Source organism: Pseudoalteromonas sp. MBR-15 (genome assembly GCF_053628915.1).
In genome coordinates this window covers 121697-148652 of the sequence record NZ_JBRJHH010000002.1, presented here as the reverse complement: position 1 = coordinate 148652, position 26956 = coordinate 121697, and the positions used below count along the sequence as shown (strand labels likewise).

At 40.5% G+C, this 26956-nt stretch carries 25 protein-coding genes and 1 tRNA gene; 18 read left to right on the top strand and 8 right to left on the bottom strand.

Annotated features, from left to right (window positions below; all coding sequences use genetic code 11):
• Window positions 1-28 precede the first annotated feature (28 nt).
• Complete coding sequence (gene sppA, locus ACSSVW_RS03760) at window positions 29-1894, bottom strand: signal peptide peptidase SppA (protein WP_036968219.1); 1866 nt, start codon at window positions 1892-1894, stop codon at window positions 29-31.
• Between the two features lie 198 nt (window positions 1895-2092).
• On the opposite strand from sppA, the gene ACSSVW_RS03755 reads away from it, so the two are divergent.
• The 7 genes from ACSSVW_RS03755 to ACSSVW_RS03725 all read left to right on the top strand — a co-directional run bounded on the left by ACSSVW_RS03755 (window position 2093) and on the right by ACSSVW_RS03725 (window position 7314).
• Window positions 2093-4054: an oxidoreductase gene (locus tag ACSSVW_RS03755; protein ID WP_036968222.1), complete on the top strand. Its 1962-nt coding sequence runs from the start codon at window positions 2093-2095 to the stop codon at window positions 4052-4054.
• A gap of 62 nt (window positions 4055-4116) precedes the next feature.
• Window positions 4117-4818, top strand: coding sequence for an HvfX family Cu-binding RiPP maturation protein (locus ACSSVW_RS03750; protein ID WP_417699831.1), 702 nt, complete (start codon window positions 4117-4119; stop codon window positions 4816-4818).
• 61 nt (window positions 4819-4879) lie between these two features.
• Window positions 4880-5428 (top strand): NAD(P)H nitroreductase, encoded by a 549-nt coding sequence (locus tag ACSSVW_RS03745; protein ID WP_074989591.1) that lies wholly within the window; start codon window positions 4880-4882, stop codon window positions 5426-5428.
• 200 nt (window positions 5429-5628) lie between these two features.
• On the top strand, window positions 5629-6006 hold the full coding sequence (locus ACSSVW_RS03740; RefSeq protein WP_036968230.1) for a hypothetical protein: 378 nt from the start codon (window positions 5629-5631) through the stop codon (window positions 6004-6006).
• A gap of 73 nt (window positions 6007-6079) precedes the next feature.
• Window positions 6080-6170 (top strand) — tRNA-Ser (locus ACSSVW_RS03735).
• 53 nt (window positions 6171-6223) lie between these two features.
• A complete protein-coding gene (locus ACSSVW_RS03730) occupies window positions 6224-6625 on the top strand; it encodes a hypothetical protein (protein ID WP_454178879.1) in 402 nt (133 codons plus the stop codon).
• A gap of 71 nt (window positions 6626-6696) precedes the next feature.
• Window positions 6697-7314, top strand: coding sequence for an FKBP-type peptidyl-prolyl cis-trans isomerase (locus ACSSVW_RS03725; protein WP_036968233.1), 618 nt, complete (start codon window positions 6697-6699; stop codon window positions 7312-7314).
• Between the two features lie 62 nt (window positions 7315-7376).
• On the opposite strand, the gene fur is transcribed toward ACSSVW_RS03725, so the two are convergent.
• The 5 genes from fur to ACSSVW_RS03700 form a co-directional block, all read right to left on the bottom strand.
• Window positions 7377-7820, bottom strand: coding sequence for a ferric iron uptake transcriptional regulator (gene fur, locus ACSSVW_RS03720; protein ID WP_036968236.1), 444 nt, complete (start codon window positions 7818-7820; stop codon window positions 7377-7379).
• Window positions 7821-8010: 190 nt separating this feature from the next.
• Window positions 8011-8538, bottom strand: coding sequence for a flavodoxin FldA (gene fldA / locus ACSSVW_RS03715; RefSeq protein ID WP_036968238.1), 528 nt, complete (start codon window positions 8536-8538; stop codon window positions 8011-8013).
• A 14-nt stretch (window positions 8539-8552) separates the two neighbouring features.
• Window positions 8553-8831, bottom strand: coding sequence for a LexA regulated protein (ybfE, locus tag ACSSVW_RS03710; protein WP_004586673.1), 279 nt, complete (start codon window positions 8829-8831; stop codon window positions 8553-8555).
• A 2-nt stretch (window positions 8832-8833) separates the two neighbouring features.
• Window positions 8834-9055 (bottom strand): DUF2788 domain-containing protein, encoded by a 222-nt coding sequence (locus ACSSVW_RS03705; RefSeq protein ID WP_036968243.1) that lies wholly within the window; start codon window positions 9053-9055, stop codon window positions 8834-8836.
• 96 nt (window positions 9056-9151) lie between these two features.
• Entirely contained in the window at window positions 9152-9919 is a 768-nt protein-coding gene (locus tag ACSSVW_RS03700) for an alpha/beta fold hydrolase (RefSeq protein ID WP_036968246.1), read from the bottom strand.
• A gap of 131 nt (window positions 9920-10050) precedes the next feature.
• Between ACSSVW_RS03700 and seqA the strand changes: the two genes are divergently transcribed.
• The 7 genes from seqA to ACSSVW_RS03665 all read left to right on the top strand — a co-directional run bounded on the left by seqA (window position 10051) and on the right by ACSSVW_RS03665 (window position 17912).
• Window positions 10051-10647, top strand: coding sequence for a replication initiation negative regulator SeqA (seqA, locus tag ACSSVW_RS03695; RefSeq protein ID WP_036968250.1), 597 nt, complete (start codon window positions 10051-10053; stop codon window positions 10645-10647).
• A gap of 16 nt (window positions 10648-10663) precedes the next feature.
• The gene (gene pgm, locus ACSSVW_RS03690) at window positions 10664-12301 is read left to right on the top strand and encodes a phosphoglucomutase (alpha-D-glucose-1,6-bisphosphate-dependent) (protein ID WP_036968253.1); all 1638 of its coding nucleotides are present in this window, start codon (window positions 10664-10666) and stop codon (window positions 12299-12301) included.
• An 81-nt stretch (window positions 12302-12382) separates the two neighbouring features.
• Entirely contained in the window at window positions 12383-13438 is a 1056-nt protein-coding gene (astE, locus tag ACSSVW_RS03685; RefSeq protein ID WP_036968256.1) for a succinylglutamate desuccinylase, read from the top strand.
• Between the two features lie 269 nt (window positions 13439-13707).
• Window positions 13708-14922 carry a thiamine pyrophosphate-dependent dehydrogenase E1 component subunit alpha gene (locus tag ACSSVW_RS03680; protein WP_454178878.1) on the top strand — a complete coding sequence of 405 codons (1215 nt, stop codon included), beginning with the start codon at window positions 13708-13710 and terminating at the stop codon, window positions 14920-14922.
• The gene (locus ACSSVW_RS03675; protein WP_036968262.1) at window positions 14922-15899 is read left to right on the top strand and encodes an alpha-ketoacid dehydrogenase subunit beta; all 978 of its coding nucleotides are present in this window, start codon (window positions 14922-14924) and stop codon (window positions 15897-15899) included. Before ACSSVW_RS03680 ends, ACSSVW_RS03675 begins: the two co-directional genes overlap by 1 nt.
• An 8-nt stretch (window positions 15900-15907) precedes the next feature.
• Complete coding sequence (locus ACSSVW_RS03670) at window positions 15908-17479, top strand: dihydrolipoyllysine-residue acetyltransferase (RefSeq protein WP_454178877.1); 1572 nt, start codon at window positions 15908-15910, stop codon at window positions 17477-17479.
• Window positions 17480-17573: 94 nt separating this feature from the next.
• Complete coding sequence (locus tag ACSSVW_RS03665; protein ID WP_065979958.1) at window positions 17574-17912, top strand: DUF805 domain-containing protein; 339 nt, start codon at window positions 17574-17576, stop codon at window positions 17910-17912.
• Between the two features lie 54 nt (window positions 17913-17966).
• Here ACSSVW_RS03665 and ACSSVW_RS03660 read toward each other — a convergent pair whose 3' ends face one another.
• Window positions 17967-19139, bottom strand: a complete 1173-nt coding sequence (locus tag ACSSVW_RS03660; RefSeq protein WP_180310849.1) for a putative manganese transporter — start codon at window positions 19137-19139, stop codon at window positions 17967-17969.
• Window positions 19140-19210: 71 nt separating this feature from the next.
• Window positions 19211-20836, bottom strand: coding sequence for a M28 family metallopeptidase (locus tag ACSSVW_RS03655; RefSeq protein ID WP_036968276.1), 1626 nt, complete (start codon window positions 20834-20836; stop codon window positions 19211-19213).
• Window positions 20837-20947: 111 nt separating this feature from the next.
• Between ACSSVW_RS03655 and ACSSVW_RS03650 the strand changes: the two genes are divergently transcribed.
• From ACSSVW_RS03650 to ACSSVW_RS03635, 4 genes are all read left to right on the top strand, one after another.
• Window positions 20948-21760, top strand: a complete 813-nt coding sequence (locus ACSSVW_RS03650) for a DUF3025 domain-containing protein (RefSeq protein ID WP_454178876.1) — start codon at window positions 20948-20950, stop codon at window positions 21758-21760.
• Window positions 21757-22545, top strand: a complete 789-nt coding sequence (locus ACSSVW_RS03645; protein ID WP_454178875.1) for an ABC transporter ATP-binding protein — start codon at window positions 21757-21759, stop codon at window positions 22543-22545. Before ACSSVW_RS03650 ends, ACSSVW_RS03645 begins: the two co-directional genes overlap by 4 nt.
• Entirely contained in the window at window positions 22538-23746 is a 1209-nt protein-coding gene (locus ACSSVW_RS03640; RefSeq protein WP_065979954.1) for an ABC transporter permease, read from the top strand. The genes ACSSVW_RS03645 and ACSSVW_RS03640 overlap by 8 nt, the downstream gene beginning before the upstream one ends.
• Window positions 23747-23917: 171 nt before the next feature.
• On the top strand, window positions 23918-26956 hold the full coding sequence (locus ACSSVW_RS03635) for an ATP-binding protein (protein ID WP_454178874.1): 3039 nt from the start codon (window positions 23918-23920) through the stop codon (window positions 26954-26956).

Here is a 26956-nt window from a genome sequence, read left to right as displayed (position 1 = left end):
TATACCTAAAATCGCGTTAGTTAGTAACTTATTGAATTACATTACACACTAAACAGCGTGCATAGACACCTTGTGGGTCGTTGTAATCTTTTAAATTATCAATTTCACTACTCAACTGCTTAACAAGGCTTTGTAAGTTAGCTTGTGTTGCAAGCACAGAGTCAGAAGACTGCGACTTAGCTAAGAATGCTTGTACAGCAGCGGTGCCAAAAATATCCTGTAGCATTTGCTCTTGGGGTGTTAAAGATTGCTTGATGGTTTTAACATCGTAATGCTTTAATTTTGCAAGTTCTGCTGCCGCTTCAATCGCATCTTGTTTGTCACCTAGTTTATCAACTAAGCCAAGCTCTTTCGCCTGAGTTGCAATCCACACACGCCCTTGGGCAATTTTATCAACTTGCTCAGGAGTCATATTTCGCGCTTCGGCTACAACGTTTAAGAAGCGTTTGTAGGCATTTTCTACACTGAGTTGAATGATGTCGGCCATTTTTTCATCCAGTGGGCGAGCAATAGAGAAGCCTGCTAAATCAGTGGTTGCAACACCATCTGAATAGATACCTAACTCAGCCATGGTGTTTTCAAATGTCATAAAAGTACCAAAAACACCGATTGAACCTGTAATCGTACTTGGCGCTGCCCAAATCTCATTTGCAGCAGAGGCAATCCAATACCCCCCCGAGGCCGCAACAGAACTCATTGACGCAATAACCGGTTTTCCTGCGGCTTTAAGTGCCAGAACTTCAGCACGAATAACCTCAGAGGCAAACATGCTACCACCGCCTGAGTCAATACGCAGAACCACAGCTTTTACTTTATCATCTAAGCGCGCTTTGCGAAGTAGGGCTGCGGTAGAATCACCGCCAATTTCACCGGCTTTACGTTCACCATCAACAATCGTGCCTTTTGCAACAACGACCGCTACTTTTTCGGTAATAGGGTTATCAAATTCGATAGGAGGTTTAACCAGCGATAAATATTCACGGAAGCTCACTTGCTTAAATGTTTTACCGGTTTCTTCTGTACCGACTAGGTCAATAAGTTGCTGGCGAATTTGTTGAGATGTTTTTAGTGAATCAACCCATTGATTGTTTAAGGCATAGTCACCTGAATTTCCATCCACTGCTTGCATTTTTGCAAGGTAAACATCCATATCTTCGTCAAAGTTACTTTCATCAAATGGGCGAGAAGCGGCAACATCTGACTTATATTCGTTCCAAAGTGCAGTTAACCATACTTGGTTGGCTTCTTTTGCTGCATCTGACATATCATTACGAATAAATGGTTCAACTGCTGACTTGTACGTACCTACACGGAAAATATGCTGTGTTACTTTTAGCTTTTCAAGGGCGTCTTTAAAGTAAAGCGGGAACATGCCGTAACCTTCAATGCTGACACCACCATAAGGGTGCATAGACACTTCATTGGCATGTGCTGCAATATAGTACTGTGCTTGAGTGTAGTAATAGCCTGTAGCAATAACTTGTTTACCAGCGTCTTTGAACTCATCAATCGCTTTTGTTATTTGTTTAAGCTTATTGATATGCGCGCTTGGCATTTTTTGAAGATCAAGCAACATAACAGAGATACGGTCATCTTTTGCAGCTTGGTTGATAACTTCAATAATATCATCAAGCAAAATCTCTGAAGGTGCTTCTTTGCCCATAGTCGCATCATTAATGGCTGCTTCTACAGGGTCAACATAGGTTTTCTCTTCAACGATAGGGCCATTTAAGTTTAGGCGCAGTACGGTTCCATCCGCGACTTTAACTTTGTCTTCTTCGCTAGTAATAGCGACAATAAAGAGTATTACTAGTATTAAAAATAATAGGTTTAGAACCAAACGGCGGGAAAAGTTTATCCCAGTCCATATGCCTTTAAATATCTTTGCTAGCAAAATAATTCCTTAATTCAGTACAGCTTAGTAGTAATCCCATCTTAGCTTAGAATAATCTGAAATTTAACTGTTAAATAGTAACAGAGTGTTTAAAACGAGAAATTGCGACAGTTAATTACTCGCTAAAAGTTGATTATTCTGGGTTATTACCGCAGAATCTAAACATCATAGAGGTTCGACCAGTTAACGGGGCAGACAATGTTAGAACAAAAATTACAATTACCGCATACCGAACTTCGTAATCGTTTGGTTATGGGCTCAATGCACACCGGTCTTGAAGAGGGCTGGCATAATCGTAAACGGTTACGCGCATTTTATGAAGCACGTGCTAAAGGAGGCACAGGCTTAATTATTACCGGCGGGTATAGTCCGAATTTACGCGGTAAACTTACTCCATTTGCATCAACGTTTAGCTCATATTATGACGTTGTTAAACACCGTGCTTACACTGAAGCAGTACACCAGCATGGTGGGAAAATTTGTTTACAGCTTTTGCATGCAGGGCGTTATGCCTACCATCCATTTAATCATGCTCCTAGTGCGATTAAAGCGCCAATAAACCCATACAAACCAAAGGCGATGTCACTTGGTGCTATTAAAAAAACCATAAAAGATTTTGCAAGCTCAGCGCGCTTAGCCGAAAAGGCGGGCTACGATGGTGTTGAGATCATGGGCTCAGAAGGCTACTTAATTAATGAGTTTATGGCGAATCATACTAATAAGCGTAATGATGCTTATGGTGGTAGCTTAGAAAACCGAATGCGCCTAGCTGTTGAAATAGTGAAAGCAGTACGCGCAAAAGTCAGTGAAAAATTTATTATTATTTTTCGTTTATCAGTGATGGATTTAGTTCCTGACGGTTCTACTCCTGATGAAGTAAAGCAACAAGCTTTGGCGCTTGAAGAAGCCGGCGTTGATATCTTTAATACTGGTATAGGTTGGCATGAGGCTCGCGTCCCAACGATTGCCAGTATGGTTCCTCCTGGCGCATTTAAAGAGGCGTCAAAACGTTTAAAAGACACGGTCTCAGTTCCTGTGGTTGCGGTAAACCGTATTAACACCCCACAGATTGCTAATAGTATTTTAGCGGCAGGAGAGTCAGACCTTATTTCGATGGCAAGACCACTTTTAGCTGATCCTGAGTTTTTTAATAAATACGTAAATAATAAAACTGAGCAGATAAATATTTGTATTGGTTGTAATCAGGGTTGTTTAGACCACGTATTTAAAAATAAACGTGCGACCTGTTTAGTGAACCCTCAAGCTGCATTTGAGCTTGAATATAGCCTAGAAAAAGCCGCGTCATCACGTTTAGTGTTAGTGGTAGGTGCAGGACCAGCTGGCCTTGCTGCGAGTTGCTATTTGGCGCAAAAAGGGCACAAAGTAACGCTCATTGAGCGTAAAGAGCAAATGGGCGGCCAGTTTAATTTAGCCATGCAAATACCCGGAAAAGAAGATTTTAATCACACGCTAAATTATTTCACTAATGAACTTAAGCGTTTAAATGTTGAATTAAAATTGGGCACTGAGTTTTCAGATAACATGCTAAATCAATACGATGATGTTGTTTTTGCGACCGGTGTTAGACCTCGTGAAGCTAAAATTGAATGTGCTGATGGTAAGCGTGTTTTTGCCTACGATGAAGTGATTAGAGGTGAGGTTGAACTGGGTGAAAAAATTGCGATATTAGGCGCTGGAGGTATCGGTTTCGATATGGTGGCCTTTTTAAGTGAGCATAAAGATCAAACCATTGAAGAGTTTAAAACTCAATGGGGAATAGAGTGTGAGCCACAACCTCACAAAGATAATCGCCAAATTTATATGCTAAAACGAAGTTCAGGTCGCTTTGGCAGTGAGCTGGGTAAAACGACGGGGTGGATCCACCGCCAAGTAGCAAAACAGCATGGAGTTAAACAAATTGCTGACTGCCAGTACATCAGTTTTGATAATCAAGGGTTAAAGATTACCGTAAAGGGTGAGGAACAGATACTTGATGTTGATACAGTGATTGCCTGTATTGGTCAGGTGTCTAACAGTGAACCATTTGCAGCTGAGGCTGAAAACGCAAAAGTGCATGTGATAGGTGGTGCAAAACTGGCCGCGGCCATTGATGCAAAACGTGCAATTTTTGAAGCATTGCAAGTCGCACGCAAAATCTAACTGAAAGATAACCACATTGTTAGCGGTCTTATTGATTAATCTATTTTAGTCATGAGACCGCTATGCACATTACACATACCTATCAAACAATCTTCAAACGTCTGCAGTGTTTACAGGGGATACCCGCTTTAATTTTTCGCTTAATCTTAGCGCCGGTGATGATAATCGCTGGGTTTAACAAGTTAGCGTTGAGCGGAGATGTCTCGCATTTTTACCAATATTTTCTTGCATCTGATGACATCGTTACATGGTTTGGTAACAAAGAATGGGGGTTAGGTTTACCGATGCCTGCACTACTGGCATTTTTGGCCGCATGGGCCGAGTTTCTTGGCGGTATACTGCTATTTTTGGGGCTGTTTACACGTCTTACAGCTATTCCATTAATGATTACGATGTGTGTGGCTGCGACTAGCGTACACGGTGATAATGGCTGGTTTGCTGTCACGCCTACAGATGCCAGTACCAGTCCTGCAAGAGTATTAAGCTGGCTACAAATACCAGGTGCACAAGCAAGCCTAGACAACTCCTCAGCGGCAGCTGAGCGCTTAACAAAAATGCGCGACTTATTAGAAACCCACGGTTTTACTGATTATTTATATGAAACAGGGCGCCCTGTGATTTTAAATAACGGAATGGAGTTTTCTGTTATTTATTTTGCGATGCTGTTAAGCCTATTTTTTACAGGCGGGGGACGCTATGTCAGTCTCGATTACTGGTTTAGCAGAAAGTACCGTAATCGCTTTATTGATAATGAAGTTAAATGATAAGCTTACATTTTATTGCCCGTATTAACGGGCATCGTATTTAAGAATTTACGGAATAATAATGGACGCTTTAACGCTTTTACAAACACGACAGTCAGATCCACGTTTAATTTCACCGGGTCCAACAGAAGAACAGCTTTCAATTATTCAGCGCGCTGCGATTAAAGTCCCCGATCATGGTTGTATTGCGCCGTGGCGTTTTATCGTGGTGGAAGGCGAAGCACGCCATAAATTAGGTGAGATCTATCACCAAGCCGCTATCGAAGAGCAGCAAGATGACCGTGTAATTGAGCGGGCAAAAGAGCTCCCCCTCAGAGCACCTATGGTGATAATCGCAATTGCCGATGTAAAAGAAAACCCCAAAGTACCGCGCATAGAGCAGGTGCAAAGTGCTGGGTGCGCTGTGTTAGCAATGCAACAAGCTGCATTCGCTCAGGGATTAGGTGGCATTTGGCGCACAGGCTACTTTGCGCAAAGTCCAGCTGTTAAACACGCGCTTGGTTGCAAAGCAGAGGATGAAATTGTCGGCTACTTGTATATAGGCACACCTGAGGTAGATATTAAAAAGCCCATTCGTCATAAACCAGACACTTTTTTTGAGAAACTGTAAGTTAAGGGAACTTTTTAGCATCACAAGAGTCATACCTGATTAAGCTTGCTTATGTTACTTTTTTTCAAGTTGTGGCTTTGCTGTAAGAAGCGCTTGGATGCAAAAACTTAATTATTCTTCTTCAGTATGTTTTTTAATCGGTTGTTTTTTGTTAACGTATGGATAGTCTTAGAAAAATAACGATAAAGAAGACGAGAAAAATGGGAAACTTATTTTTACGTGAAAAAGAAAATTGGTTCGCTTGGTCTCTTTGGGGCATTGTTGGTGCAGTGATCACTTTGTTTGTTGCACTCTCGACAAAAGCACCTCAGTTTTTAGGTTTATCAGCGGTCGGTGTTTTGTTTCTACTTACCTGGTGGATGCACAGTACAAAACGTTTTGATTTTGGGCGTGCGTTTAAAGTCTGTTGTTATGTTTTAACGTTTAGCAGTCTACCGGCCTTTTTACTGGTGATTGTGCCAAATCACAACATGAATAAAATAGACATTATTGTTCAAACACTCGGCTTTGCACTAATCAGTTTATTCGTCTGTTTAATTTGTTCATGGATTGCCCGCAGACCAAAGCAATATTATTGATTTAAATTTTTTAGGCTTTTTTACAGTTAAGTCTTTACAATGAAAGCTGTAAGCACTATTATGCGCGCCGTACGGAGAGATGGCAGAGTGGTCGAATGCACCGGTCTTGAAAACCGGCAGGGGTTTGTAGCCCCTCTAGGGTTCAAATCCCTATCTCTCCACCATTATTTTTAAAAAACCGCCTACAGGGCGGTTTTTTGCTATCTGGAGATAAGTCATGTCAACAAGCGAGTCTTCGTCTACTTTTAAACACCTTATAAAACATATTCTGCTTTGGAGTGTTTTTTCTTATTTTTATCATAGCGGCGTGAATGTTCTAGTTGCTATGGCACATGATGCAAAGCCAGAGCATGGTTTACTCACATCGATTGCTTATGGCATCGGTTTTAATGTGCTGGTTGGTCACTTAATTGGAAAATATGATAAGCATTGGCCTATTATAGCTGCACTGTATATCGCATCAGTTGGCTTGTTAATTGTGCCACTTGTTATACTCGGTAAAGCAGGATTGATGGATGTTTATTTTATTGTCGCAATGATCTTAAGTTTACCAACGTCAACCTTTGTCATTGAAAAAATAAAGCAGCGAATTAGTTTAAACACTGAGCAAACGCAGTAAACTAAGCATTATTCGTTGTTTTTTTATGTTAGTATAAATGCATCTTTTAACTAATAAACGTGAATTTAAACATGTCAGATATTTTTACAACAGACGCTGAAAAAGCAAGCTACGGTATTGGTTTACAAATGGGTGAGCAACTTAAAGCTAACCCTTTTGAAGGTTTAAACCTAAACTCAGTTTTTGAAGGTATGAAAGACGCATACGCAGGAAGTGATTTCCAAGTTGAGATCCCTGCAATTCAAGCTGCTTTCGAAAAAATCAATGCAGAAATCCAAGCTCGTCGTGAAGAAGAAGCTAAAGTACTTGCTGCTGAAGGTGTTGCGTTCTTAGAAGAAAATGCAAAACGTCCAGAAATTACGGTAACTGAATCAGGCTTACAGTACGAAGTATTAACAGCGGGTGAGGGTGAAAAGCCAACTGCTGAGTCTACAATTCGTGCTCATTACCACGGTACATTAATTAACGGTACTGTTTTTGACAGCTCTTATGAGCGTGGTCAACCTGCTGAATTCCCAGTAAGCGGTGTTATCAAAGGTTGGACTGAAGCGGTACAAATGATGGGTACTGGTTCAAAATGGCGTTTATACGTACCACACGAACTTGCCTATGGTGAGCGTGGCGCAGGTGCTGCAATCGCACCTTTCTCAACATTAATCTTTGATGTTGAGTTACTAGAAATTATCTAATTAATTTCTACAGGCATAAAAAAACCTGCTTAATGCAGGTTTTTTTATGTCTAAATCAAATTTTAACTATTTGATTCAGCGAACTCTTTGCACTTAGCAGTGTCTTCGCATTCACCATAAAGGTAAAGAGAGTGGTTTGTTAGTTTAATACCGTTCTCTTTTGCGATTTCTTCTTGGCGACGTTCAATCGTATCATCTTCGAACTCAACAACTTTACCACATTTTAAACACACTAAGTGATCGTGGTGAGTACTACCCGATAATTCAAAAACTGACTTGCCACCTTCAAAATGATGACGAGACACAATACCTGCATCGTCGAATTGGTTTAAAACACGGTAGACAGTTGCAAGACCAATCTCTTCGCCAATGTCTAACAGAATTTTATAGACATCTTCAGCGCTGATGTGTTGGTTGTCTGGAGATTGTAGAATCTCTAAAATTTTAATACGCGGCAGTGTTACTTTTAACCCTGCTTTTTTTAATTCCAAGTTGTGATCAGTCATTAAATCTGTCTCAATTTTATTTATTTATACTAGGCATCATAAAGATGCACACGACACATTAGCAAATATTAGAATAACGTGCCTAGTTACTAAGTGCAAAGAACAATTCGTTTAATTGCCGATTTTTTAAACAAAAATGAACTGGTTGTGCATCTTTACATCAGCTAGTAAATGCGAGTAGTACTTGTTATTAATCAGCAAGTTCTGCTAAACACATTTCTTCATAAACTTGAGCACACCACTCTTTAACACGCTTTTCAGTAAGTTCTGGCTGACGGTCTTCATCAATGCCTAGGCCTACAAAGTGATTATCATCAATGACCGCTTTTGAGGCTTCGAAGTCGTAACCTTCAGTAGGCCAGTGACCCACAACTATAGCACCACGTTCAGTAACGATATCGTTGATCATGCCCATCGCATCTAAGAAATACTCAGCATAGTCTTCTTGGTCACCGCAACCAAAAATAGCAACAAGTTTACCATCGAAGTCTACTTCTTCTAACTCAGGGAAAAAATCATCCCAGTCACATTGCGCTTCGCCATAATACCAAGTGGGGATACCGAATAACAATAAATCGAATTCAGCAATCTCTTCTTTAGAACTTTTTGCAATATCGTGAACAGCAACGAGCTTTTTACCTAATTCTTTCTGAATCATTTTTGCTACGTGTTCAGTATTGCCTGTATCGCTTCCGAAAAAAATACCTACGCTTGACATGGATTTAAAACCTTCTATCTATCAATAGCCAATCTTTCTTGTAAAATTGTTTCAATCAACGCGCTACGGCTAATATTCTGCGCATCGGCCATATCGCTTAGTGCTTGATATAACTGTGATGAAACCTTAAATTCTACACGCTTTAAACCACGTGCTTTGTCTCGTTTTATTTGATTACGTTTGTTGACTTTCAACTGCATGTCACGTGGTAGGGGGTTTGTTTTTGGTCTACCAGGACGCTTTTCGTATTCAAATAAATCGGGTGTTGTTCTATCTGTTTCTGACTTTGCCATGCCTAGCCTACACCTGCGCCTTGCCAGAAGACTTGAATAAGTCCTTTTGCTATAAAACCAGAGCAGCCTAAAAATAGCACTAACCAAACGATGTATCGGCCAAATCGGGGCACGTCACCTTTCTTTAGTACGTCTTGAATTGCCATACCAATAAAAAAGAAAATGCCGGCTAAGCCAAAATACAACCCTAAGGTATCAAATTCGTTAATTAACTGACTGACCATCAACGTATAAACCTTCAAATTAAACGGCGCGTACTATACCACACAAAATCGTATTAATTTAGTGCGTACGATCAAAAACAGTGAATTTTATCGACGTTAATTCGAGGCTAAAAAATCACTGATTGCTTTATTTACAGCAAGCGGTTTTTGAGCATGAAGCCAATGACCCGCACCATGAATTATTTTTGCCTTTGAATTTGGAAATAACGCCATAATAACAGGGCGATGTTCAGCTAAAATATAGTCTGAATCATTCCCTTTAATGAATAAAGTATCACATAAACAAGAATCATTTTCATCAAGTTGTGCTAAAATATTTTCATATTGTTGGTCTAAAACAGCTAAGTTAAACCGCCACTGATACTGGCCTTGTTCATTTTTGGCAAAACTTTTTAATAAGAATTGGCGTACGCCAAGCTCGGGAATCTGTTTGGCAAGTATTTCGTCGGCTGCTTTTCTATCTGTAACGGCAGAATTAGCAACATCGTTCAAACCTTTGAAAATAGCGCTATGGCGAGGTTTGTTAGCCACTGGCGAAATATCCATAACCACTAGTTTTTCAACGCGTTCTGGGTAGCTAAGTGCTAATTGCATAGCCACTTTACCGCCCATTGAATGGCCAACAATATGTGCTTTATTGATATTTAAATGGTTCAGTAACTCTAAAACATCGGCAGCCATTACAGTATAGTTCATGCTATCACTGTGGAATGATTTACCATGATTACGCAAATCGATATTGGTCACTGTGTAATTTTCTGACAGTGCTTTCGCGATGACATTTAAGTTTTCTAGCGAACCAAATAATCCGTGGATCAAAACAACATGCGAACCTTGGCCGCTTTGCTGGTAATTTAATAGCATTTTTAGCTCCTATTTTAAGTGGCGCTATTTTGCCTAGTGAAATAACAAATTGCAAAACATAGAGAATTGCTGCGAGCTTAGGTATAATCATTGCGAACTTTTAAAATGTGACCCGTAAAGACAGGAATAACATGAAAAAAATCGACATAGACGACGAGTTATATCAATACATCGCGAGTAATACGCAAAGTATTGGTGAAAGTGCATCAACCATTTTGCGTCGTTTATTAAACCTTTCTGATGGCACTTTAACGACCAGTCATTCAACGACGACAAACACTGAACAAGAAATCAGCGTTGTTGAATCAGAAGAAGACACGGAACAACACACAGAATCAGCAGCGCCTGAATCAAAAAGCCAACCAGCTGTCACAGCAACGACATACGCTAAAGGTAATGTATTCAATGTGCTTAATAAAGAAGAGCTAGCGATGCAAAAAGGCGTTGTCGGCCGTTTCTTATTTATTTTGGCTGCTTTGTACAGAACACATAAAGACGATTTTGTTAACGTGCTTGAAATTAAAGGACGTGACCGCGTTTATTTTGCCACAAGTAAAGAAGCGTTACTTGAAAGTGGCAGCAGTATGAACCCGAAAAACATCACTGATACAGAATACTGGGTGATGACAAACTCTAATACTACGCGTAAAAAAATGATGCTTCATGAAGTCGCCTTGTGCCTTGGTTACACGGCTGATGAAGCAGAAAAGATTCGTGATTACTTATAATCAATAAGGAAATATTATGGCGATTCATCCAGATGCAGGTAAAACTGCACCTCAAGAAAGCTTAGTCAATGTACCAAAGCTGGTTTCAGCCTACTATTTAAATGAACCAGATCTAGAACAAAATCCAGAGCATTGCGTTGCCTTTGGTACGTCTGGCCATCGTGGTTGCTCGTACGATGTAAAGTTTAATGAGTCGCATATTTTAGCGATCACCCAGGCTATTTGTGATTTTCGTAAAGAAAACGATATTTTTGGACCACTTTTCTTAGGTAAAGATACACACGCATTAAGTGAAGCGGCATTTAACTCTGCAATCGAAGTCCTTGTTGCTAATGAAGTACAAGTGATTACGCAAGAGAATGATGAATACACACCAACGCCGGTAATTAGCCACGCGGTAGTGTCACATAATAAAGTGAACCAAAATGAGTTAGCTGACGGGATTGTTGTTACACCTTCTCATAATCCACCCGAAGATGGTGGTTTTAAGTATAACCCGCCAAATGGTGGCCCAGCAGATACAGACGTTACCAAATGGATTGAAGACAGAGCAAATCAACTCTTATTAGAAGACCTTGTTGAGGTGGAGTTATTTCCTTTTGCAAAAGCGTCTCGCTCAGGCTTTATTAAATATCAAGACTTGATCACGCCGTACGTTAATGATTTAGAGAATATCATTAACTTGAAAGCCATCAGTGACGCTAAAATTAAAATTGGTATCGACCCACTAGGGGGTTCAGGTATTAACTTTTGGCCAGTGATTGCCGAAAAATACAATTTAGACCTAACGGTCGTAAATAAGTCAGTCGATCCACGTTTTGCATTTATGCCGCTTGATAAAGACGGTAAAATTCGTATGGATTGCTCGTCACCTTACGCCATGGCGAATTTAATTGCCCTGAAAGACGATTACGATATCAGTATTGGTAATGACCCAGATTACGACCGTCACGGTATTGTGACACCGGATGGTTTAATGAATCCGAACCATTTCCTTGCCGTTGCGATTGATTATTTATTAAATCACCGCGATTGGTCTGCAGATGTGGCAATTGGCAAAACGCTTGTTTCAAGCGGCATGATTGATAAGGTCGTTGCGCGCAACAACCGTAAAGTAAAAGAAGTGCCTGTTGGCTTTAAATGGTTTGTTGAAGGGTTGAGTAGTGGCGCTTTAGCCTTTGGTGGCGAAGAAAGTGCAGGTGCCTCATTCTTACGCTTTGATGGTACCGTGTGGAATACAGACAAAGACGGTTTTATTCTTGGCTTACTAGCTGCTGAGATCTTAGCGGTAACAGGCAAAACACCTTCAGCGCTTTACAAAGAGCTTGAACAAGAGTTTGGTGCGCCGATTTATAAGCGTATCGATGCGCCTGCGAATGCTGAACAAAAATCGCGCCTAAAAGCGTTATCAGCTGATGATGTGAAAGCCAATACACTTGCAGGTGATGAAATCATTCAAAAGCTGACCCATGCACCGGGTAACAACGCGGCGATAGGTGGTTTAAAAGTCGTAACTGAAAATGGTTGGTTTGCTGCGCGACCTTCAGGTACGGAAGATATTTATAAAATTTACCTTGAATCATTCAAAGGTGAAGAACACCTCGCATTACTAGAAAAAGAAGCCAAAAAATTAGTTGATTCTGTTATCCGCTAATTTATCTTTCTTTTTTATTATAACGGCTGATTTAATCAGCCGTTTTTGTATTCAACTCTCACGTAATATTAGGATCAGACCATGAGCTACTCATCAGCTACTTACCTGGATGCGCTTAAAGCGTCGGGTGATTTTCTAAGCTTAACTCGTGAAAACGAATTTTCATTACCTTATTCATCATTCACGTTAACTAACGGGACAAATGTGACTGTCCATGACACGGGGATTATCGAGTTTCAGCCTGCAACAGTAAGCAATAAAGATATTGTGTTATCAAGTGCGATACACGGTAATGAAACAGCGCCGATTGAAATTTGCGATCAGTTAATTAGTGCAATAATTAAAGAAGAGATGACCTTAAAACAACGCGTGCTGTTTATTTTTGGTAACCCAAAATCAATAAATATCGGTAAGCGATTTGTTGAAGAAAACTTAAATCGTTTATTCAATGGTCATCATACCCAAGAGGGCATTGCTTCAAACCCTGAGCGTGTGCGCGCAAAACAATTAGAAGATGTTGTCAGTGACTTTTTCAGTCGTGGCAGCGAAGGTAGCGCACGTTGTCATTATGATTTGCATACTGCTATTCGTGGTTCAAAAAATGAAAAATTTGCTGTGTATCCCTACTTACATGGAAAACCGTGGAAAAAATCTCAATTGCAGTTTTTATTAAGCTGTGGGGTAAACACCGTATTAATGATGAAGTCGGCAGCGACAACCTTTAGCTACTACTCGTCATTTGTCCATGGCGCTGACTCATTTACCGTTGAGCTCGGTCAAGTTAAAGCGTTTGGTGAGAATGATATGTCACGCTTTGCGAAAACCAAAGAAACTTTAATTGCATTAATTAGTCAAGAAAGTGTTGAATATGGTGAGTTTAATGCATCTGATTTTGAGCTTTTTTCAGTTTATAGAACAATAAACCGAACGTGCGAAGACTTTAGTTTTCCATTCGCAGATGATGTAGAAAATTTTACGGGCTTCGCGAAAGGTGAATTATTAGCAACTGATGGTCAGACCAGGTATGTGGCTGAGGTTGAGGGTGAAGCTATAATCTTCCCAAATGCTGATGTAGCCTTAGGTCAGCGTGCATTATTGACGGTTATTCCAATGCAAGTTGATAGCAACTTTATTTAAAATAGTTGCATTTACACCCACCAAAATACAGTTAACTATATGATATTAAATAAAATTTATTGTTGTATAGTTAACTTTCCATGCATGTTTAGCGATTTATCGACTATTCGTCTATGATTAGTTGAATAACAACTTACGTTAACGTAAAGTGTCGGCAGTTTAATTTAAATAGATTGAAAATTACGCAAACTTTATCCTTACAGCTTTTGCTGATAAAAATTCAAATAAGGGCAGTTGCGTATGTATCTGACAACGAAAGAAGGTAGGTTATGAGTAATCCAAATAACGTATCGCTGAATATTAATCATGAACTGTCATTTATTGATGGTCACGCATTAAAAATCCCTACATTAAGCATTCTTAATGAGGAAGGCGACATCTATGAAGGTGCAACAGCACCTGATATCGACAAAGACACCGCAATTCGTCTTTATGAGACAATGCGATTCATTCGTGCGCTTGATGAGCGTATGCAAGCGGCACAGCGTCAAGGTCGTGTTAGTTTTTATATGCAATGTTTAGGCGAAGAAGCGGCGGTGACTGCCTCGGCTGCAGCGCTTGATCAAAATGACATGATTATGGCGCAGTACCGCGAACAAGCAGCATTACGTTATCGTGGTTTTAGCCTAGACCAATTTATGAATCAGATGTTCTCGAATGAGAAAGACTTAGGTAAAGGTCGCCAAATGCCAATCCATTATGGCTCTCGCGAACTTAACTATATGACTATATCGTCGCCGCTAGGGACACAAATCCCGCAGGCTACGGGTTACGCATACGGTCAAAAAGTACGTCACATTGATGCAGAAACGGGTGATTTAAACAGCACGATTGATAACATCACTATTTGTTATTTTGGTGAAGGTGCTGCCTCAGAAGGTGATTTCCATGCCGGTTTGAATATGGCTGCGGTTCATAAAGCGCCTGTTATCTTTTTTTCACGTAACAATGGCTATGCGATTTCAACGCCTGCAGATGAGCAATTTAAAGGTGACGGTATTGCATCACGCGGTGTTGGTTATGGCATTAAAACTATTCGAGTTGACGGTGCAGATGCACTTGCTGTCTATGCTGCGACTAAGAAAGCACGTGAAATCGTTACAACCCATGGTGAGCCGGTACTGATTGAGTCGATTGCTTATCGACTAGGTGCACACTCTACGAGTGATGATCCAAGCGGTTACCGCAGTAAAGACGAAGAAGCCAAACATCAAGGTTGCCCAATTGAGCGTTTTCGCAAGTGGTTACTTAAGCAGGGGTGGTTAGATGAAGCCCAAGATGCGAAAGATAAAGAAACTATTCGTGAAGAAATTTTAGCGGCACTTAAACGTGCAGAAAAAGTGGCGAAACCAGCGTTAGAAGAACTTATCTCTGATGTATACGATACGCCAATTCCATCACTGCAAAAACAATACGAAGAATTAAAACAACACATTTTGCAGCATCCTGATGCTTATCCAACGACTGCAGGGAGATTAAAGTAATGGCTAAAATGAACATGCTTCATGCAATTAATTCTGCCCTTGATATCACCATGGCAGAGCACCCAAATGCCTGTATTTTTGGTGAAGATGTTGGCTATTTTGGTGGTGTATTCCGTGCAACCTCAGGCTTACAAGAGAAATACGGTAAGCATCGTGTATTTAATACACCTTTGACTGAGCAAGGTATTTTAGGTTTTGCCAATGGCCTTGCTGCATTCGGTGCGCCTGCATTAGCAGAAATTCAATTTGCTGATTATATTTTCCCTGCATTTGACCAAATTGTGAATGAATCAGCTAAATTCCGTTACCGCAGTGGTAATGAATTTAACGTGGGTAATTTAACAATTCGCACGCCGTATGGTGGCGGGATTGCAGGTGGTTTATATCATTCACAATCGCCTGAAGCTTATTTTGCACATACCCCAGGTTTAAAATTGGTTGTGCCACGTAACCCTTATCAAGCTAAAGGTTTATTACGTGCATCAATCAAGGACAACAACCCGGTTCTTTTCTTTGAGCCTAAGCGTTTATACCGTGCATCAACCGGTGAAGTGCCTGAAGAAGATTACAGCATTGAGCTTGGTAAAGCCGAAGTTGTTCAAGAAGGTACTGACGTTACCTTACTTGCTTGGGGTGCGCAGATGGAAATCATTGAAGACGCAGCCAAAAAAGCAGCTGAACAGGGTATTAGTTGTGAAGTTATTGACTTACGTACAATTTTACCTTGGGACGTTGAAACAATTGCTAAATCTGTTACTAAAACAGGGCGCCTAATTGTTAGCCACGAAGCGCCAATTACCAATGGTTTTGGGGCCGAGATTGTTGCGACTATTCAACAAGAGTGTTTCTTACACTTAGAGTCGCCAATTGCGCGTGTGTGTGGTTTAGATACGCCGTACCCACTCGCCCTTGAAAAAGAATATGTGCCAGATGCGCACAAAGTGCTTGCTGCGATTAAGCAATCAGTTGAGTTTTAGGAGTCAGTATGTCTAAAGATTTTATCTTACCAGATATCGGCGAAGGCATCGTAGAGTGTGAAATCGTTGAGTGGTTAGTTGCAGAGGGTGATACGGTAAAAGAAGATCAGCCTATTTGTGACGTAATGACCGACAAAGCACTTGTACAAATTCCTGCAGTGCACGATGGTGTGATCAGCAAGTTATATTACGCAAAAGGTGATATTGCAAAAGTGCATGCTCCTTTATTTGCAATGGATGTTGATGGTGAAACGCCAAGCCAAACAGTTGAAGCAGCAGACGATACCGCTGCACAGCCAACACCGCAAACTGCAACCTCAGGCTCGCATTTAGAAGACTTTATCTTGCCAGACATTGGTGAAGGTATTGTTGAATGCGAAATCGTTGAGTGGTTAGTCAGCGAAGGTGATGAAATAGTAGAAGATCAAGCTGTTTGTGATGTGATGACAGACAAAGCTTTGGTTCAAATTCCGGCTAAATACACGGGTAAAGTCGAAAAGCTTTACTATCAAAAAGGCGATATTGCTGCGGTACACAGCCCGTTATTCCAAATGAGTATCGAAGGTCATACTGCCGAGCCTGATGTCAGCTCAGCGGTTGTTAAAGCGCAAACTAACGCGGCCAATAAACCTTCAGAAAAACCAGCAACGCCTGCTGCAAATAAACAGCTTAACAAAAAAGCAGTTGCATCACCGGCAGTGCGTCGTAAAGCCCGTGAGCTAGATGTTGATTTAACGCAAGTGCCAGGTTCGGGTAAAAATGGCCGTATTTATAAGCAGGATATTGAAGACTTCTTAAATGAGGGTCAAAGCCAAGCACGCACTGAAACTGTTTCGTCAGCAACATCACAATCAACACCTGTGGTAGCGACAGGCACAAGCCGTGTTGAGCCAATTAAAGGCATTAAAGCAGCGATGGCTAAGCAAATGGTTGCGTCAGTATCGACAATTCCTCATTTTACATTCTGTGACGAAATCGATTTAACAAAACTTATTGCACTGCGTACTGATTTAAAAGAGCAGTATAAACAGCAGGGCGTTAAGCTCACTATGATGCCATTTTTTATCAAAGCGTTGTCGCTTGCAATTAAGCAGTTCCCAGTGCTTAACTCGCAAGTAAACGATGAGTGTACGGAGTTGACGTACTTTGATGATCATAATATTGGTATGGCAGTAGATTCGAAGATTGGTTTATTAGTGCCTAATATTAAATCATGCCAGTCGAAGAGCATTGTTGATGTTGCAAACGAAGTTACTCGTTTAACAGAAGCCGCTCGTGATGGTCGTGTATCACCTGATGACTTAAAGGGTGGAACAATCAGTATTTCTAATATTGGTGCGATTGGTGGCACAATTGCAACCCCGATCATCAATAAGCCTGAGGTGGCAATTGTCGCATTAGGTAAATTACAGCATCTACCGCGCTTTGATGAAAATGGTCATGTGGTATCGGCAGCTATAATGCAAGTGAGCTGGTCTGGTGACCACCGTGTTATCGATGGCGGTACTATTGCTCGATTCAATAATTTGTGGAAATCTTACTTAGAAGATCCCGCAAAAATGATGATGGCAATGAGCTAATTTATTCGTTATTAAAAAACCAGCTTCGGCTGGTTTTTTTATGTATGATGTTTAAGTGAATGTGTATAAATAACGATATCTTATAAGGAATTAAATGGAGCACTTTAAAGAAGCGTTGAATAGATATGCCGACTTTACTGGGCGCATACGTCGTCAGTCATATTGGATGTTTATCCTCTTTTACCTGCTATTTGCGATGCTTTGCGGCTTAATTGATAGCTTACTAGGCGAAGAGATTATTAGCAGTATTTATGCATTAGCGCTTTTTATACCATCATTAAGTGCAACCACCAGACGTCTTCATGATACTGGCCGGTCAGGTTGGTGGCAGCTTTTGTATTTATTACCTGTTGTTGGTGTGCTTATCGTTATTGTGTTCTGTGTTTTAGACTCAGAAAAAGAACACAATCAGTACGGCCCATGTCCTAAATAGCGCTCGTCACACAATGCCCTGTTTTCATAGGGCTTTGTGCGTTTAATCTCTACACTAAAGACCGTAAAAATATAAACCGTAACCAACAATCAAGGCTGGGATAGACGAATAAACAGTGGCGACCACTGCGGCTCGTGGAGCCAGCGCTATTGCAGGGAACAGGGCATCACCATCATTAGAGATTGCGTTTGCAGCCATCGCGCTAAACGGAATAATGCCTTGAATATAAAGAGTCATAACCACAATTTGTGGTCCGCAACCCGGAAGCAGTCCTATGGCAACAGCTATCAAGGGGGCTAAATAGGCATAGTCAGAAAACCAACCAGTCAGGTCAACACCCACCACATTAACAAAAATCTCAAATACCATAAACGAAGCGACAACCCAGGCAGTAACGAAGTGTGTATCCATCAAGACTTTCGTTAACTTTGAAGGTGGGGTGCAGGGCGCTTCTTCGCTGGTAATTTGTTTGTAATTTTGACCTTTTGACGACAACGCCCAGATAACAACCACAAATAAGGCCATTATCGATCCAAACACACTGATGATATCGATAATAGGTTGGCTAAAAAGTGTTTGCTCAACATTCATAGCAATTAAAAAAGCGATGATCACACTTGGGATCAGTGAAAACTTCCAAATAGGTCGGCTAAATTGGATTGCTTTTGGCTGACATTGTGGCTCTTCAATATAGTCGCTTGGCTGTGAAGGCTGAAAGCGGTGCCGACTATGAAAAAGGTTAACGATTTGTCCGCTGATGATGCCCACACACACGCCTAAAAGCATCATAATAAGGCCATCAAGTGGGCGGGTTGCGAGTAGTAAAAATGCAGCATCACCCATTGTGGCTGTTAATACCGCAACCACAGAGCCAAAGCTTGCTTGTCGTTTAGTAAATTGAGTGACAACAATGATTGCTCCGCCACAACCGGGTAATGCGCCCAATATAGAGGCAAAGCTCACCTCTAAAAAACCAGATCTTGCGCGTAAATAGCTTAATTGCAGTTGGGGAAGGCGATCAATTAAATAGTAATAGATTAATAGGGTTGCGGCTACGAAAACAGAAACCTGAAAAAAAGCATCGCTTAATGCTTGTAAGGTAAACCCGCGAGTTGCTGGTACAACAAGGGCAATAAGAATTAAAAGGGGCAAGAATAAGCGCTTATTGTCCGTAATATAACACCTCGCTTTTTGAGAAAAGAATCTCGATTGTGTTAATAAAATCATACAGTGCAACCTAAAAATTAATCAGATTACACTGTATTATTACTTTAAATGAAAATCAATATCATTTGCATCTATTTGCGTTGGAATTCTGAGCTTTCATTCCATTTAGGCCATTCTTCACGCTCAGAGATATCAAAACCAACTTGATAGAATAACTGAAGGTCTTGAACTGCGCCCGAAAGATCCCATTCATCACGGTAACGATCGCAAGGTTGATGATAACAACCACGAAGCACTAAACTCATGCGCTTGCGGTAAGTGGCCGTTTCTTCATCAAAAGCAACACTTCCACCGCCTGCATACATTGCAGGCACGCCCATGTTTGCAAATGCAAAATGATCTGAGCGGTAGTAGCCACCTGATGAAGGTTTAGGATCGCCCGAAACAGTTCTATCTTGTGCCTTAGCTGCCGTTTCTAATAACGTATCCATTTCTGACTTACCAATACCAACAACACTGATATCTTTTACTTTACCGAGCAAGTTCAAGCTATCCATATTAATGTTAGCAACAGTATTTTTAGCAGGAATAACGGGGTTAGCAGCGTAATACTTAGAGCCAAGTAAGCCTTGCTCTTCAGCGGTAACAGCTAAAAAGGTCATTGAGCGACTAGGGTGCTTCGGTAAACTTGTAAATGCTTCAGCAACCTCAATTAAACCCGCAGTGCCTGTCGCATTATCGTGTGCACCGTTATAAATCTGATCACCTTTACGGGTTTTATCAGTGCCTAAGTGATCCCAGTGAGCTGAGTATATAACATGCTCGTCTGGTTTTTCGCTACCAGGCAAAGTCGCAATGAAGTTATATGAAATTGACTTTTTAATCGTATTATTTACAGTTACGCTCGCGGTTAAATCGCCCATATCAACATGGTATGCACCTTTTGCTGCGTTGGCTTTCATGGTATCGAAGTCTAAGCCTGCTTTTGTGAAAAGCTCTTTAGCGACATCTGTCGTTACCCAACCTTCAACCGCAACACGGTCCATATTGTTGTTTTCTTTTTGAAAACCAAACTGTTCGCCACTCCATGAGTTTTCAACCACAGACCAAGGATAAGAAGCCGGAGCGGTTTCGTGAATAATAATTGCACCTGCGGCACCTTGGCGGCTCGCTTCTTCATATTTATACGTCCAACGACCATAATAGGTCATCGCATCGCCGGTAAATAGCGCCGGATCTTTTGTAGCAAAACCAGGATCGTTGACCAGCATAACCACTGTTTTACCTTCAACGTCTAAACCTTCGTAGTCATTCCAGTTATATTCAGGGGCGTTAACACCGTAACCAACAAACACGAGTTCAGAATCTTTAATGCTTTGTTGTGCGCTGATACGGCTACTGCCCATGACCATGTCTTTTTTATACTCATAATCTTTACCACCGATAGTAAGGACCATGTTAGGGTCGGCTTCAAGAGATACCAGAGGCACTTCTTGTAAGAAGCTATCACCATTACCTGGTTGGTAACCAAGCGCTTTGAATTGCTCTGTTAGGTAAGCAAGGGTTAATTCTTCACCTTTTGATGAAGGTGCACGACCACCAAACTCATCTGAAGCAAGCACTTTAATATGCTCAGCTAATTGTGCTGAATTAATGCTTTGATAGGCTTTTTCTACATCATCAGAAGTAATACTTGTTGAAGCACAGCCCGCAAGAATAGCGCTTGCGAGTACTGTCATTGGAAAATAGCGTTTCATAATAGCTCTTTTTTTGTTTTAAGATGGCAATAGTATATGAGGTTCTATTAATGAGAACCAGTTTTTACGGTAAACTAGCGTAAAGCTTCAAGAAGTTAAATGTAATAGCCCATGAAACGATTTACACCGCCAGAGCAGTGGTCAACACAGTATTTAACCACCGGCGCATTTGCCGACTTAGCCGATTTATTCAAAATTCATGAATTGACTGATTGGCCGAGTTGCCAATGGTTTTCACAATTTTTAAATGCCACAACGTCACAAGGCCAAGCTATTCGCTTTGTTGAAGACGAGCAGTTTGCTGATGAAAGCCGTTACTATGAACAAATTATATTCGAAACGGGCCACGTGCCGACGCGGCAACAGAATTGGCACGATCTCTTTGGTGGGTTTATTTGGTGTTTGTTTCCAAAAACAAAGTCACTGATAAACCATCAACATATTGAAGAAATTAAACTACATGGTCTAAAAGAGCGAAGTAAACACCGAAACGCCCTAACATTGTTTGATGAATGTGGTGTTGTGCTTGCAATTACACACACGCAATGGCAGCAACAATTGCGTGATCATCAATGGGAACATGCATTTGTTGATAAGCGCGAAGAATGGGGGCGCACTATTCGTCCTTATATGTTTGGTCATGCAAATTATGAAATGCTCACTCAACCTTATATAGGTTTGACAGGCAAGGCGTTGTTTATCGTTGTTCCTGATGACATATTTTGTAAAGATTTAAGCAGTCAATATGCATATCTAGATCAACGCCTTTATGAGATGATTAAGTTTGATGATTGTTTGCGCGATAATAAAAACTTATCGCCACTCCCTTTGTTAGGTGTGCCAAGGTGGTGGACCGACAATGAAAATCCAGAATTTTACAGTAATACAGATTACTTTAGACCGAAACGAAGGAAACGAACATGATTGAAGTAGCAGGGCTTAAAAAGAAATTTAAGCTGACGAAAGATCATAAAAAAAACAACACGGATAAAATCGATCCCCGTGAAGATAAGCAATTTTTTCACTCTGTAAGAGATGTCAGTTTTCACTGCGATAAAGGTGAAGTATTGGGTTTGCTTGGTCCAAATGGTGCGGGTAAAACAACGACACTTAGAATGATTTCTACCGCATTGAAACCCGATGAGGGCAGCATTACTATCTCTGGTCACGATATTGTTAAAAAGCCATTGATTGGACGAAAATCAATTGGCTTTTTATCAGGCAGCACTGGGTTGTATGGGCGATTAACCGTCAAAGAAAATGTAGAATACTTTGCACGCCTGCATGGTATGAATAAAAAACTGATTGCATCACGTTGTGACGAATTGTTTACTTTACTAGATATGCACAGTTTTATAGATAAACGCGCCGAAAACCTTTCTACAGGTATGAAACAAAAAGCCAATATAGCGCGTGCAGTGATCCACCGGCCAGACGTCGTCATACTTGACGAGCCAACCACTGGCCTAGATATTATGACCACACAAACCGTTATTAACTTTATTAAAGGCCTGAAAGAGCAGGGTACGCCGGTTATATTTTCAACGCATCATTTAGATGAAGTAGCCTTGTTATGTGACCGTGTCGCAGTTATTAATCAAGGACTTAGCTGCTTTGATGGCACGTTAGATGAATTTAAACAAACAGGACAAAGTGACGTGCTGAACCAAGCGTTTATGAATATTTTAACGGAGAGTCGTGATGTTTGAAGTATTTAAAAAGGAATTAAAAGAGCTATTACGCGACCGTAAAACACTCATATTTGTGGTTGCGCTACCTGTTGCTATTTTTCCATTGTTATTTGCAATTATGGCCTTTATAAGCTCGCAAGCTGCATTAGAGGCTGAGCAAGAAGTGCATACCTACGCCATTATTAATGGTCAATACGCACAAGAGTTTACAGACAAAGTTTTTTATCATAAAAGCTTTTCACAGTATAAAGGCGAAGAAACGTTCAATTCAGTTGAAGATTTAACAAATGCAGTTAAAGCTGGCACGATTGACATGGGGATATACTTACCCTCAGATGCCAAACAAACGTTAGATAATGCCAAACAGAGTGAATGGCAAGTCGTGTATAACGATGCAAAAGCGATTAACTTTTTGTTTGACCGTGTAAAAGAACTTGCCAAAGAGTATGGCGATAAACTGCGTACTACTAAGCTGTTAAGTTTTGGAGTATCAGAGCAGCAACAGGCTGCGATTATCGAGCCTATAAAAGTCGTGAAAGTGGATACGGCTGATAAACGTGAAAATCTGGGTGAAAAAATTGGCGGGTTTATTCCTTATTTATTGATCCCACTTGTTTTAATGGGCGCAACCTACCCAGCGATTGATTTAGGTGCGGGAGAAAAAGAGCGCGGTACGCTTGAAACTCTTTTACTTACGCCAATCACGCGAACGCAGCTGGTTCTTGGTAAATTTATTACATTACTCGCTTCATCTATCGCAACAACGACGATTACGGTACTCAGTATGGGAATTTGGGTGTCTGTTGCTATCGCATTTGTTGATTTAGCCGTTGTTAAAACAGCATTTAGCTCATTAACTGTGTTTGATTTGGGATTGATTTTTATATTACTCGTTCCAATTGCGGCCATTTTTTCATCGCTTGCGCTCGCGATTTCTATTTACGCACGTACCTTTAAAGAAGCACAAAACTACATGGCACCGCTGAGTATTGGGGTTATTTTCCCGATTATGATTGCGCTAATGCCTAACGTAGAGCTCACCAGCAAAACGGCGTTTATTCCGGTAACGAATGTTGCCTTAGCGATTAAAGAGATTATTAAAGGCACTGTTGATTACACCCTCGTTGGGCTCATTTTCTTAGCCACCGTTATTGTGGCGGGGGCGTTATTGGCTTTCTGCGTTAAGTGGTTTAATAAAGAAGATGTGCTATTTAGATAGTCAATAAGTCAGTTATTTATACGATTAAAAGCACCATTTTGGTGCTTTTTTCGTTTCTAGTGAACACTGCTGTAGTAGTCATAATTAATTATAATTTTTTATCTTTACCCCGTCTTTATCATGAAATTCTCCTATACTATTTACAAGGTGGTAAATAAGGCTTTTTGTTCAATGGATTTTGAAAAATTATCGCGTTTAATAGTGCTACACAAGTTACCTATATTTGCATTTATTGTCCTTGTCATATTGGCGTGCTTAGCAACCGTAAAATATGAAATTGATACGCGTGAAGATGTCTACAAACGAACTTATGAGCAAATGCAGCGAGAGCTTTCAGCAAAAAAGTCGACCTTTACTACGACATTAAGAGAGAATATTTCAGCTTTAAACTTCCTTGATGCAACCCCGCCGATCATGGCGATTATGCGGGCCACAAATGAAAACAATATCGACCCTGTGTTAGGCACGCCCATTTCAGCCTGGAAAGACCGCTTAGCTAAAATATTTAGCGGGTTTATGGCAACCGACAAAGATTTAGCGCAAGCACGCTACATATATGTCGCTGATAACGGCAAAGAGGTTGTACGTGTAGACAACATAAACGGCAAAGTCAGCCGTATTGCTGAGCAAAATTTGCAGCACAAAGGTCAGCGTGATTACATGCAAATCACCCGTCAATTAACCAATGGCCATATTTATGTTTCGCCTATTAATTACAATCGTGAAAACGGTGCACTTCAAGTGCCTTATGTAAGCACGTACCGAGTCTCTAAGCTGATTAAAGATGCCAATGGTGACCCTTTCGCGGTGTTAATCATTAACTATTATGCAGACGATTTAATTCAAGGTTTAATAGAAGGAACCCCGCGAAAATTTAATGTTTTTCTTTTAAATGCAAAACAACAATTTATCTATCATCCAAATGAAGCATACCGTTTTAGTTTTGAAAAAGGCGATGCGCATTTTTGGTACGAAGAATTTAATAGTAATCATGATATGGCGCACGTTGATCTCTTTGACGTGGTGAACTTACCTGACAGGCTTTTTTTGAAAGAGGAGATAGCGTTTCAAAATGGTATTCAAATGGAGCCGTTAACGATAGCAGTGGCAATTGATACTGAAAACTTACTGTATGAAATAAAGCAAAAGCGCTATAGATTTATAGCCATGCTCTGTTTGATCATTGTAGTAGTCGTTATCTTGTTCATTATTTACCAGCGAGATATTAATCGTAAACTCGAGCTAAGCTTTCTTAAGGAGAAGAATAGCAAAATAATCGAAAGCTCATCCGATGCCATTATTATGATAAAAGCAAACGGTGTTATCGATAATGCGAATAAAACAGCGAAAGAGTTTTTTGGTATTGAAGAGCAACACACCCAATTTGATGAATTATTTAACTACAATGACGAAGATTTTCAGGGCATTGCTCAAGCACTTAAAGAAGGAAAACGGTGCTCATTCGAAGCGATACATATTGCCGATGAAAATACCCACTACTTTTCGATTACCATGGCTCCTATTTTTGATGCGGCTAATCAAGAATTTCAAATAGCGGCAATATTACGCAATATTGATTCGCTGAAATGTGCTCAACATCAGCTTGAAAAGCTCAATGGTTCACTGGAAGAAAAAGTAAAGATGCGCACAGCCGAGCTTGAAGAAGCAACCGAAAAAGCATTAGCGGCAAGTAAAGCTAAAAGTCAGTTTGTTGCCAATATTTCCCATGAAATTCGGACCCCGATGAATGGTGTACTCGGTATGCTAGAAATGCTTGAAGAAGAACTGCTTACCCCACAGCAAAAAAAATATTTACATTACGCGAATAGTAGCGCTAATTCTTTAATGACGCTGATAAATGATATTCTTGATTTTTCTAAAATCGAGGCAGGCAAACTCGATTTAGACTGTCACGAATTTGATGTGGTATCTGTGTGCAGTGATTTAGTGACATCGATGGCAGTGCAAGGACAGAAAAAAGGCATTGAAGTACTTTTTGATTGCAGTGGCATTACACGAAGAACGGTTATGGGTGACAGTCATCGACTAAAACAAATCTTAAATAACCTGTTAAGTAACGCCTTTAAATTTACCCACCAAGGGCATGTTAGCCTGAAAGTTACACAGCTGTCTGTTGAGAAAAATAAGCTAATGTTGAATTTTTCGGTGTGTGATACTGGGATTGGAATTTCAAAAGAGAATCAAGATAAGCTTTTTGAGGTGTTTACCCAAGAAGACTCGAGTACAACGCGTCATTACGGTGGAAGCGGCCTTGGTTTGTCAATCAGTCGCAAGTTATCGCAACTTATGGGCGGTGATATCATAGTAGAAAGCGAAAAAGGTAAGGGCAGCTGTTTTATCGCAAGTGTTTGTGTCGCACCTTCAGACATATCCATACAACACAGTGTTATTGCAGCATTACCTGAAAAACGGATGGGTATCGCGGTGCAGTACGATAAATTGGCAACCAACCTTGAAAAACAACTTACTGTGCTATCAGAGCCTGCACCCAAACAGCTACTTAGGTTAAATAACGTAACAGAGGCTGAACTTAAGTTACTTGATTTAGTGATTGTTGAGCACAAACATCCCTTATTCGAGCTAGTGTTGAATTGGGCGAGAAATCATCTGCAAAAACATGCACTTATCTTAGGGGTCATGTCGTCACTTGCCAAAAAATATGACTTACCAGCTAATGTAATGGTGATTGCAAAGCCCATTACACCTGATGAATTAAGCTATCGATTAGCGCTATTATTGAATAATAGTCAGCAGTTTGTTGAGCATGTTAAAAGCACAGATAAAGAGCAAGTTAGAATTGATTTGAGCGATAAACATATTCTTATTGTTGATGATAATTTAATTAATATTGAAGTGAGTAAAGCCATCCTTCGCGACAGCAATGTGACTATTGAATCAGCCAATGATGGCTTTGAAGCATTAGAACTTTTGAAAAATAGTAAGACAGTATTCGATTTAATTTTAATGGACTGTCAAATGCCCAACTTAAATGGTTATGACTGCACAAAGGAAATCAGACAAGGTAAAGCAGGCGATGTTTATCAGGATGTGATCATCATTGCGATGACAGCCAGTGCTATGGCTGGCGACAGAGAAAAGTGTTTAAGTGTTGGCATGAACGATTACATTACAAAACCTATTAAGCAAGCCACATTACGCAATAAATTGTCGATGTGGCTCAAAGGTTAA

Coding starts and splice junctions, on each gene's coding strand:
- ybfE (WP_004586673.1), bottom strand. CDS start 8,831: ATGGCAAAGTCAGAAACAGATAGAACAACACCCGATTTATTTGAATAC.
- fldA (WP_036968238.1), bottom strand. CDS start 8,538: ATGTCAAGCGTAGGTATTTTTTTCGGAAGCGATACAGGCAATACTGAA.
- ACSSVW_RS03660 (WP_180310849.1), bottom strand. CDS start 19,139: ATGATTTTATTAACACAATCGAGATTCTTTTCTCAAAAAGCGAGGTGT.
- ACSSVW_RS03680 (WP_454178878.1), top strand. CDS start 13,708: ATGAGTAATCCAAATAACGTATCGCTGAATATTAATCATGAACTGTCA.
- fur (WP_036968236.1), bottom strand. CDS start 7,820: ATGACTGATCACAACTTGGAATTAAAAAAAGCAGGGTTAAAAGTAACA.
- seqA (WP_036968250.1), top strand. CDS start 10,051: ATGAAAAAAATCGACATAGACGACGAGTTATATCAATACATCGCGAGT.
- pgm (WP_036968253.1), top strand. CDS start 10,664: ATGGCGATTCATCCAGATGCAGGTAAAACTGCACCTCAAGAAAGCTTA.
- ACSSVW_RS03725 (WP_036968233.1), top strand. CDS start 6,697: ATGTCAGATATTTTTACAACAGACGCTGAAAAAGCAAGCTACGGTATT.
- ACSSVW_RS03645 (WP_454178875.1), top strand. CDS start 21,757: ATGATTGAAGTAGCAGGGCTTAAAAAGAAATTTAAGCTGACGAAAGAT.
- ACSSVW_RS03635 (WP_454178874.1), top strand. CDS start 23,918: ATGGATTTTGAAAAATTATCGCGTTTAATAGTGCTACACAAGTTACCT.
- ACSSVW_RS03700 (WP_036968246.1), bottom strand. CDS start 9,919: ATGCTATTAAATTACCAGCAAAGCGGCCAAGGTTCGCATGTTGTTTTG.
- ACSSVW_RS03670 (WP_454178877.1), top strand. CDS start 15,908: ATGTCTAAAGATTTTATCTTACCAGATATCGGCGAAGGCATCGTAGAG.
- ACSSVW_RS03655 (WP_036968276.1), bottom strand. CDS start 20,836: ATGAAACGCTATTTTCCAATGACAGTACTCGCAAGCGCTATTCTTGCG.
- ACSSVW_RS03740 (WP_036968230.1), top strand. CDS start 5,629: ATGGGAAACTTATTTTTACGTGAAAAAGAAAATTGGTTCGCTTGGTCT.
- ACSSVW_RS03650 (WP_454178876.1), top strand. CDS start 20,948: ATGAAACGATTTACACCGCCAGAGCAGTGGTCAACACAGTATTTAACC.
- ACSSVW_RS03755 (WP_036968222.1), top strand. CDS start 2,093: ATGTTAGAACAAAAATTACAATTACCGCATACCGAACTTCGTAATCGT.
- ACSSVW_RS03750 (WP_417699831.1), top strand. CDS start 4,117: ATGCACATTACACATACCTATCAAACAATCTTCAAACGTCTGCAGTGT.
- ACSSVW_RS03665 (WP_065979958.1), top strand. CDS start 17,574: ATGGAGCACTTTAAAGAAGCGTTGAATAGATATGCCGACTTTACTGGG.
- ACSSVW_RS03675 (WP_036968262.1), top strand. CDS start 14,922: ATGGCTAAAATGAACATGCTTCATGCAATTAATTCTGCCCTTGATATC.
- astE (WP_036968256.1), top strand. CDS start 12,383: ATGAGCTACTCATCAGCTACTTACCTGGATGCGCTTAAAGCGTCGGGT.
- ACSSVW_RS03705 (WP_036968243.1), bottom strand. CDS start 9,055: ATGGTCAGTCAGTTAATTAACGAATTTGATACCTTAGGGTTGTATTTT.
- ACSSVW_RS03730 (WP_454178879.1), top strand. CDS start 6,224: ATGTCAACAAGCGAGTCTTCGTCTACTTTTAAACACCTTATAAAACAT.
- ACSSVW_RS03640 (WP_065979954.1), top strand. CDS start 22,538: ATGTTTGAAGTATTTAAAAAGGAATTAAAAGAGCTATTACGCGACCGT.
- ACSSVW_RS03745 (WP_074989591.1), top strand. CDS start 4,880: ATGGACGCTTTAACGCTTTTACAAACACGACAGTCAGATCCACGTTTA.